We start from the raw sequence: 8,020 nt of genomic DNA, 5'->3' as shown, positions 1-8,020 counted from the left end.
GAAATATTTATGCGTATAGCCGCCCGAGCCGGTATCGGTCGGCGCGGTCAGCGCCGCCTGCCGGTTGGGGTCGTGCAAGGCGTCATAGAGGCGGGCCAGCGAACGCGCCGAATTGCGCATCGCCGGATGGCTGGTGACATCGGCGACCCGCTCGCCATTGATATACACCTCGCGCCCGTCGCGCAGGCTCGCGAGATATTCGGCGCCTGTGAACGGCCGTTTCGTGTCGGCCCGGAAATCTTCCGATCGCATCATGATCCTCCCTTTGATTGGTGGAGAGTAGCCGCAAGCCGCGCGATGGTTTATGGACGAAAGCGATAAATCACTTGGACTTTTTCGGGCCGCCATGAGCCAGACCGCCATTCCCGAATTCTTCGTCTACGGCGAGCCGGCACGGGCGCTCGACGTCGGTTTCCTGCATGTCGAGACGGTGCAGGCGCGCGCTTCCGTGCATCGCGGCCAGGTTCTGGCGCACAAACATCCGCAAATGGCGCAGATCACCTTCTGGACGGGTGGCAGCGGCACCTATCGGATCGAGGACAAGACCTGGAGTTTTTCCGCTCCCACCGTGAGCTTCATGCCGAGCGGCGTGGTCCATGGCTTCGACATCGAACCAGGCACCGATGCCATCGTCGTCTCGGTCGCCGATGCGGCGCTCGCATCCATCGCCGAGCAGTCCGCGCTGCCGCTCGACCAGCCGGTTTTCGTCACGGGGCGCGGCGAGGGCGCGCTGTGGGAGAGGTTGGGTAATACGGTCAGGATGATCCAGGCGGAATATGCCGACAGGCTGCCCGGCGTGGAAAGAATCCTGCCGCCGCTGATCGCGGTGGCGCTGTCGGGCATCGCCCGCCTCGATGCGCAATCGCAAGCGGTGACGGTGCCGGCGGCGGTGGCGCTCGGCGGCCGGCTGCGGCGCCTGATCGACCGCCATTTTCGCGACGACTGGCCGGTCGAGCGCTATGTCGAGGAACTCGGCACCACCCGCCACCTGCTCGACAAGGCCGCGCGCCAGGTGCTGGGCGTAGGCGTGCGGCAGGCTATCGGCGACCGGCGCTTGATCGAAGCCAAGCGCCTGCTGCTCTTCACCATACGCACGGTCGAGGACATCGCCTACGAGACCGGCTTCAACGACCCCGCCTATTTCTCGCGCTTCTTTCGGCAGGGGGTTGGCTTGCCGCCGGCGACGTGGCGGAGACAAAGAGTGAGTAGTGAGTAGTAGGTAGTAAACGGAGCGAGGATTGAACAAATGTTCGAGCCGAAATTCTACTCATACTCACTACTCACTACTCACTACTCACTACTCACTACTCACTACTCACTACTCACTTACTCACGCCGCAGCAGACAACCCGGCATCCAGCGCCTCGCCGATCTTCGCCACATCGGCCGCCGAGATGACCAGCGGCGGCGACAGGATGACGGTGTTGCCGGAGACGCGCAGCATGACGCCGGCCTGGTAGGCGGCATCGGCCACCACGGCCAATGTCTTCTTGTCGGCCGGCTTCTTGGCGGCGCGGTCCGAGACGAGCTCTAGCGCCGCCATCAGGCCCTGGTAGCGGACATCGCCGACCAAAGCGTGCTTCGCCTTCAGCGCTTCCAGAACCTTGCCGAGCTCGACGCCGCGCGCCGCCGCGTTCTCGTTGACGGCAAGCCGTTTTGTCTCGGCGAGCGCCGCCAGCCCGGCCGCGCAGCCGACCGGATGGCCGGAATAGGTGTAGCCGTGGCCGATGGCACCGAAGCTCGTCTTGTCGGCCTCGAACGCGTCGGCGACCTTGGCGCCGATCAGAGTCGCGCCGAGCGGGAAGTAGCCGGACGTGATCGCCTTGGCGATGGTCATGAAATCGGGCTTCACGCCGGAGAGCCGTGAGCCGGACCACGCACCGGTGCGGCCGAAGCCGGTCACCACCTCGTCTGCGATCAGAAGGATGTCGTGACGGTCGCAGATCGCCCGCACCAGCGGCATGAAACTTTCATGCGGAACGATTACGCCGCCGGCGCCGAGCACCGGCTCCAAGATGAAGGCGGCGATGGTGTCGGCGCCCTGGAAGGCGATCTCGTCCTCGATCGCCCGGGCGCAGAGCTTGGCCAGCTTCGCCGGGTCGGTCTCGTCGAACGGGTTGCGGTAGGTCCATGGCGCCGGGGTGTGGAAGACGCCGGGCAAGAGCGGCTCGTAGTTGCGGCGGAAATTGGCGTTGCCGTTGACCGAGGCGCCGCCGAAATGCGTGCCGTGATAGCCCTTCTTCAGCGCCAGGAACTTCGTCCGGTCGCCCTGGCCGCGGATCTTCCAATATTGGCGCGCGAGCCGCAGCGCCGTCTCGACCGAATCCGATCCGCCCGAGGTGAAGAAGGCACGCACCATGCCCTCCGGGGCGAACCAGTCGGTGAGCTCGTAGGCAAGCTCGATCGACGGTCCTGTCGAGGTGCCGCGAAAGCCGGAATAATAGGGGAGCGCATCGAGCTGCGCGGCCATCGCCTTCTTGATCGGGTCGCAGCTGTAACCGAGGTTGACGTTCCACAAGCCGCCGACCGCATCGAGTACGGTGCGGCCGTCGGCATCGGTCACCGAGACGCCGTCGCCCTTCATGATGATCTTCGGCGGCGTCGCCCGCATCTCGGCCGGATGCGCCATCGGATGCCAGATCGGCTTGGCGTTGTTCTCGGTGAGGAAGTTGATGTCACGCATCGGTGGGAACTCCGGTTTCCAATTGGGGGAGGGCGAGGCCGAAATGGCCGAGCGCCTCGGCATAGCTTCGCGCCGGCTGGGCGACGTCGAAATGCACGGTCAGCATGCCGGCGGCGGTGGCGCCGTCGATGTTGCGCTGCTGGTCGTCGACGAAGACGCATTCGCCAAGCGGCAGCTCCAGCGCCTCGCCGACCATCGCATAGGCCAGGCGATCGGGCTTGAGGACGTTGGTATAAGTCGCGTCGACTATGGCCTCGAACAGCGAGAGCAGCGGCAGCCGCTGGCGGAACTGCGTGCCGTAGAACAGGTCGAGCTCGTTGGAGAGGATGGCCAGCCTGATGCCGGCCGCGTGCGCCGTCCGGATCGCCCGTTCTGCCTCGGGCCGGATTACGGCCTGCGGGTCGGCGCCGCGCGCCCGCTGCACGAAGGTCGACATGTCGCGCCAGTCCTCGCCGACCAGCTGGCCGACCTCCCGCGTGCGCGTCCTCCAGTAGTCGCGCTCGCTGATCTCGTCCGCCTGCATGGCCCGCCACAAAGGATCGGAGGCCGGGTCGAACGGGCCGCGCCAGGCAAGCGTGCCCGGCGCCAGACCCAGCGCGCGCTCAGTCAGCGCATGCGTCTCGAACAGCGTGCGGGTGACTACGCCGCCGAAATCGAGCACCATCGCCTTTGGCAGCGACCCGCTCATGCGGCTTGCCTGCGGCCCGGCGGTACTATGCCGTCGGCGACCCAGCGGTCGAAGATCTCCAGCGCCTTGGCGCAGAAGGCGGCGTCATTGATGTGTCCGGCGATCTCGTGCAGCTCGGCATTGGCAGGCACGCTGGCACGCATCTCCTCGACGAAGGCCGACAGCGCCTCTGGGTCATGCAGCGGCTCGCCTTCCTGGTCCCATTGCTGGATGCCGCCGGCGGGCAGGATGAAGGCGGTCGGGCCGGTCGCCGCGGCGAGCTTCTCCCCGATGGCGCGCGCGATCTCCTTGCGGGTCGAGGCGTCCGAGGTCACCGAGGCGAGCAGCCGGTTGTGCGCATGGTAGGGCCGCTCGATGAAACGCGAGGGCACCGTTTGCCAGGTCGGGAAATCCACCATGTCGACGGCGCCGGGCGCGACGATCTGCGGGATGCCCTGCCGGCCCGCATTCTCCAGCCGGTCGGTGCCGGAATTCACCACCGAGCCGGTGAGCTGGTTGGCGAGTTCCTGCAGGCTGAAATCCATCACCGCGACAAAACCCTTTTGCGCCGCGATCGCCTCCAGCGCCCGTCCGCCCATGCCGGTGGTGTGGAAGACGATCACCTCGTAGCCGCGCTTTTCCAGCTCCGGCTTCAGCCTCACCATATAGTGCAGGCAGCTTTTGCCGAGCGAGCTCATGCCGATCCGCGGCTTTGCCGCGTCCGGCTTGACGACGGCCTGCGCGGCACCCACCACCGCGCCGCAGGCCTGCGACAGCACCGCCTTGCAGGCGCTGTTGAGGCCATAGAGCCCGCCGGCCCAAAGGATCATCATCAGGTCTGTGGCGATCCGCTCGGGCGGCAGAAGATGCGAATAGGCGATCGTCGAGACGACGAATTTCGGCACGCCGAGCGGCAGCGCCAGCGCCACGTCGAGCGCAAGGTCGGTGCCCATCGAGCCGCCGAGCGCGATGACGCCGTCGATCTCGCTTTTGTCGTGGAGCGCGCGCGCCAGCCGCGAGGCGCCGAGCGCCATCAGCGTCATCGCCGAATTCTCGTCGCCGCTGGCGATGATCGCCTCGATCGTCGTGTCGGCGGCCTTTGCCACCGCGTGCCTGTCATAGGCCGGCCGGTAGGGCGGGTCGCCGAGCACGCTGACGTCCATCATCACGGCGACGCCGCCGACCGCCTCGATGCGCTCGCGCATGAACAGAAGCTCGTCGGCTTTGGTGTCGCCGGTGCCGATAACCAGGATACGGCGTGTCTCCTCCACAGTCGGTTCTCCCTGCAATGTCGTTGTTGTCATGCCCGCTTGCGGCCCGGCAGCCTGCCGAAAAGCCGCTCGCTGATGCCGCGCGCCGCCGCGGCGACGCTGGCGCCGTGACGCTCGATGTCGCCCTTCTGGATCCGCACCCTTGGTGCCGCGACCGCGACGGTGCCGATGGCGAAACCGTCGGCGCCGAGGATCGGTGCCGCGACGCTGAGCACGCCTTCCTCATAGCCTTGCGAGCCGGTCGAATGGCCGCGCGCGCGGGCGGCGGCGATATGTTCGGCGAGCGTTTCGGCGTCGCCGATCGTGTAGGGCGTGAAGGCCGGCAGCGGTCCCGCGAGGACGCCGGCGCGGACATGCTCCTCGGTGAACGCCAGGAAGGCAATTCCGGACGCCGTCGCATGCATCGGCAGCACCTCGCCAAGTTGCACGCTGACGCGGTTGGCCTTGGCCGACTCGATGACATGGACCGAAATCAGGCCGCGCTTTGAATATTCCGACAAATGCACGGTCTCGCCGGTCTCGGCCGCCAGCTGCTCGACCACCGGCACCGCCATGCGCAGGAACGGAAACTGCGCCTCGCGCATCAGCGCCAGCCGCGCGATGCCGGCGCCCAGCCGGTAGAGCCGCGTGGCTTCGTCCTGCTCCACCAGCCCGTGCTCGATGAGCGAGACCAGTAGCCGCCGCGTCGTCGCCTTGTCGAAACCGGCGCGCCTGGCAAGGTCGGCAAGCGCCGTCTCGGGCGCGCTGCGGCCGAGCATTTCCAGCAGCGAAATGGCTTTGCTCACCGTGCCCATCCCGGTCTGATCCTCCATCAGATACTTAACGTGCGAATTAACTTGACAGCAAGTCGATTCCTTTGCAAGTCTATATTCGAAATGCTGTTGCAAATAGTGAAACGTTGATGGCCCAGCAGAAGGCCCGGCATTTCAGGGACACTTGGTTTCCGCAAGCGCGGATCTGGAGGGAAAGATGACGACAATTGAAGCCGGCGAACTGAACCGGCTGAGGAAGAACAGCCTTGGCGTTGGCGCCATCACCTTCATGGTGATCTCGGCCGCGGCGCCGCTCACGGCTGTGGCGGGTGGCACGCCGCTTGGCATGCTGATGGGCAACGGCGCCGGTTTTGCCGGCACCTATCTCATCGTGACGGTTCTGCTGCTGTTGTTCGCGGTGGGCTACGTCGCCATGTCGCGTCACGTCGGCAATGCGGGAGCTTTCTATGCCTACGCGGCGCGCGGGCTCGGCGGCCTCGCCGGCGGCGCGACGGCGCTGATTGCCATCCTGTCCTACAACGCCATGCAGATCGGTGTCATGGGCTTGCTTGGCGCCGCGACCGCCGGCCTGTTCGCCGGTTGGGGCATCGCTTTGCCCTGGTGGGTGTGGAGCTTCATCGCCATCGCCATAGTCGCCGTGCTCGGTTACCGCCAGGTCGACCTGTCGGCCAAGATCCTGACCGTGCTCGTGCTTGCCGAATATGTCGTGGTGCTGATCCTCGACCTGACGATCCTCAGGACCGGCGGCGACACCGGCCTGTCGGCGGCACCGTTCAGCTGGAGCCAGATCACGAGCGGCGCGCCGGCGATCGCCATCCTGTTCTGCTTCGCCGCCTTCATCGGCTTCGAGGCGACCACCATCTATGCCGAGGAGGCGCGCGACCCCAAGGTCACCATTCCGCGCGCCACCTATTTCTCCGTCATCCTGATCGGCCTGTTCTACATGGTCACCGCCTGGCTGATGGCGGTCGGCGCCGGTGTCGACAAGCTGCTGCCAGCCTTGCAGGGCCTGCAGGATCCGACCACCTTCCTGTTCGGCCTGTCCGATCGCTATGCCGGCACGCCGCTCACCCACGCCATGAGCATCTTGTTCGTGTCGAGCCTGTTCGCTGGCGTGCTGGCCTTCCACAACGCGGTCGCCCGCTACATCTATGTTGCGGGCCGTGAGAAGCTGCTGCCACAGACCATCGGCGTGACCCATTCGGCGCACCAGAGCCCGCATGTCGCCTCGGTCATCCAGACCGTGCTTGCCGCTGTTGTCGTCGGGCTCTTCGCCGTGCTCGGGCTCGACCCGGTGCTGGCGCTGTTTTCGTGGCTGACCAATGTCGCGACGCTCGGCGTCATCGTGATGATGGCCGTGGCCTCGCTGGCCGTGGTGATGTACTTCCGCGCCAATCCGTCCGCCCAGGAAAACGCGCTGAAGACCACCGTGCTGCCGGGGCTGACCTTCATCGCCTTCGTCATCATCATCTACCTGATCGTCATCAATTTCGGCAGCCTGTCGGGCGCTGGCGGCTTCCTCGGCGTGTTCCTGCCGTCCCTGGTGCTGATCGCCGCCGTGGTCGGCCTGTTGCTGGCGAGTGCATTGAAGGGCCGCGATCCAGTCGCCTTCGAAAATCTCGGAGTGCCTTTGAAGGACTGAAAGAAGTCAGGGGCGGCGGCTGACGCCGCCCCTTCCATCGCAGAGGGAGTGACGGCATTGAGCTTTGCCGACGAGATCACCGTCGAGGCGCTGGAAGCCGATCCTTACCCGATCTATGCCGAGCTCAGGCGCAGCGCCCCGGTCGCCTATGTGCCGGCGGTCAACCTCTGGTTCGTCACCCGCTGGAAGGATGTCGAGACCGTCGCCAAGTCGCCCGACATCTTCTCGGCGGTGGTCGGCACGTCGCCGGTCGAACGCTCCTTCGGCAAGCCGACCATCCTGACCACCGACGGCGAGACGCACAAAGACCTTCGCCAGGGCGTCGATCCAAAATATCGGCCGCGCACCGTCGCCTCCTATGCCGGCGACCTCGTGCGCTCGATCGCCGGGCCCTTTCTCGACCAGATCGCCGAACAGGGCACGGCGGAACTGATGGCAGACTATTTCGAGCCGGTGTCGACACTCAGCCTGGCGCGCTCGCTCGGCCTCGACGACATCGACATGCCGACCCTGCGGCGCTGGTTCTATGGCCTCGCCCAGGGCGCCATCAATTTCGAGAACGACCCGAAGCGGCAAGAGGTCGCCGATGCGATCAGCGCCGAGGTCGGCGCCGCCATCCTGCCGACGCTTGAGCGGCTCGCCCGCGAGCCCGACGACTCGGCGCTTTCGCACATGCTGCATGACGGCATGCCGGAGGGGAAAACCCGTGCGATCGATTTCCTGATGCCGAGCATCAAGATCATCCTGCTCGGCGGCATGCAGGAGCCCGGCCATGGCGCCGGCTCGATCCTTGCCGGGCTGCTCGCCCATCCCGAACAACTGCGGCAGGTGCTCGACGACCCCGAGACGTTCGTGCCGAGGGCGGTCGACGAGGGCCTGCGCTGGGTGGCGCCGATCGGCACCCAGACACGCCAGACGACGCGCGCGGTGGAGATCGGCGGAACCGTGATCCCCGCCGGCGCGCCGGTCGCTGCACTCGTCTCC

At 66.2% G+C, this 8,020-nt stretch carries 8 protein-coding genes; 3 read left to right on the top strand and 5 right to left on the bottom strand.

Annotated features, from left to right (window positions below):
• Positions 1-252, bottom strand: a 252-nt coding sequence (locus tag EN745_RS24590; protein WP_281034788.1) for a 4-hydroxyphenylacetate 3-hydroxylase N-terminal domain-containing protein, incomplete at its 3' end; no start/stop codon positions are given.
• A gap of 94 nt (positions 253-346) precedes the next feature.
• Here EN745_RS24590 and EN745_RS24585 point away from each other — a divergent pair.
• Positions 347-1,216: a helix-turn-helix domain-containing protein gene (locus EN745_RS24585; RefSeq protein WP_127422473.1), complete on the top strand. Its 870-nt coding sequence runs from the start codon at positions 347-349 to the stop codon at positions 1,214-1,216.
• A 114-nt stretch (positions 1,217-1,330) separates the two neighbouring features.
• On the opposite strand, the gene EN745_RS24580 is transcribed toward EN745_RS24585, so the two are convergent.
• The 4 genes from EN745_RS24580 to EN745_RS24565 are packed head-to-tail and all read right to left on the bottom strand — an operon-like array spanning position 1,331 to position 5,415.
• Complete coding sequence (locus tag EN745_RS24580) at positions 1,331-2,683, bottom strand: aminotransferase class III-fold pyridoxal phosphate-dependent enzyme (protein ID WP_126056109.1); 1,353 nt, start codon at positions 2,681-2,683, stop codon at positions 1,331-1,333.
• The gene (locus EN745_RS24575; RefSeq protein WP_189347381.1) at positions 2,676-3,359 is read right to left on the bottom strand and encodes an HAD-IA family hydrolase; all 684 of its coding nucleotides are present in this window, start codon (positions 3,357-3,359) and stop codon (positions 2,676-2,678) included. Before EN745_RS24575 ends, EN745_RS24580 begins: the two co-directional genes overlap by 8 nt.
• Before the next feature lie 8 nt (positions 3,360-3,367).
• Positions 3,368-4,654: a Tm-1-like ATP-binding domain-containing protein gene (locus EN745_RS24570; protein WP_126056107.1), complete on the bottom strand. Its 1,287-nt coding sequence runs from the start codon at positions 4,652-4,654 to the stop codon at positions 3,368-3,370.
• A complete protein-coding gene (locus EN745_RS24565; RefSeq protein WP_126059201.1) occupies positions 4,651-5,415 on the bottom strand; it encodes an IclR family transcriptional regulator in 765 nt (254 codons plus the stop codon). The genes EN745_RS24570 and EN745_RS24565 overlap by 4 nt, the downstream gene beginning before the upstream one ends.
• A gap of 175 nt (positions 5,416-5,590) precedes the next feature.
• Here EN745_RS24565 and EN745_RS24560 point away from each other — a divergent pair, with 175 nt between their 5' ends.
• Entirely contained in the window at positions 5,591-7,036 is a 1,446-nt protein-coding gene (locus tag EN745_RS24560) for an APC family permease (protein ID WP_127422472.1), read from the top strand.
• A gap of 48 nt (positions 7,037-7,084) precedes the next feature.
• Positions 7,085-8,020, top strand: a 936-nt coding sequence (locus tag EN745_RS24555; protein WP_245487824.1) for a cytochrome P450, incomplete at its 3' end; no start/stop codon positions are given.

The organism is Mesorhizobium sp. M4A.F.Ca.ET.022.05.2.1 (assembly GCF_003998845.1).
Taxonomy (GTDB): domain Bacteria; phylum Pseudomonadota; class Alphaproteobacteria; order Rhizobiales; family Rhizobiaceae; genus Mesorhizobium.
Note: the sequence above shows the minus strand (reverse complement) of the source record. Positions and strands in the feature narration are given on the sequence as shown.

What these genes read in the sequence shown, in the direction of transcription:
- EN745_RS24585 (WP_127422473.1), top strand. Translation starts at nt 347, where the DNA reads ATGAGCCAGACCGCCATTCCCGAATTCTTCGTCTACGGCGAGCCGGCA.
- EN745_RS24580 (WP_126056109.1), bottom strand. Translation starts at nt 2,683, where the DNA reads ATGCGTGACATCAACTTCCTCACCGAGAACAACGCCAAGCCGATCTGG.
- EN745_RS24570 (WP_126056107.1), bottom strand. Translation starts at nt 4,654, where the DNA reads ATGACAACAACGACATTGCAGGGAGAACCGACTGTGGAGGAGACACGC.
- EN745_RS24565 (WP_126059201.1), bottom strand. Translation starts at nt 5,415, where the DNA reads ATGGGCACGGTGAGCAAAGCCATTTCGCTGCTGGAAATGCTCGGCCGC.
- EN745_RS24560 (WP_127422472.1), top strand. Translation starts at nt 5,591, where the DNA reads ATGACGACAATTGAAGCCGGCGAACTGAACCGGCTGAGGAAGAACAGC.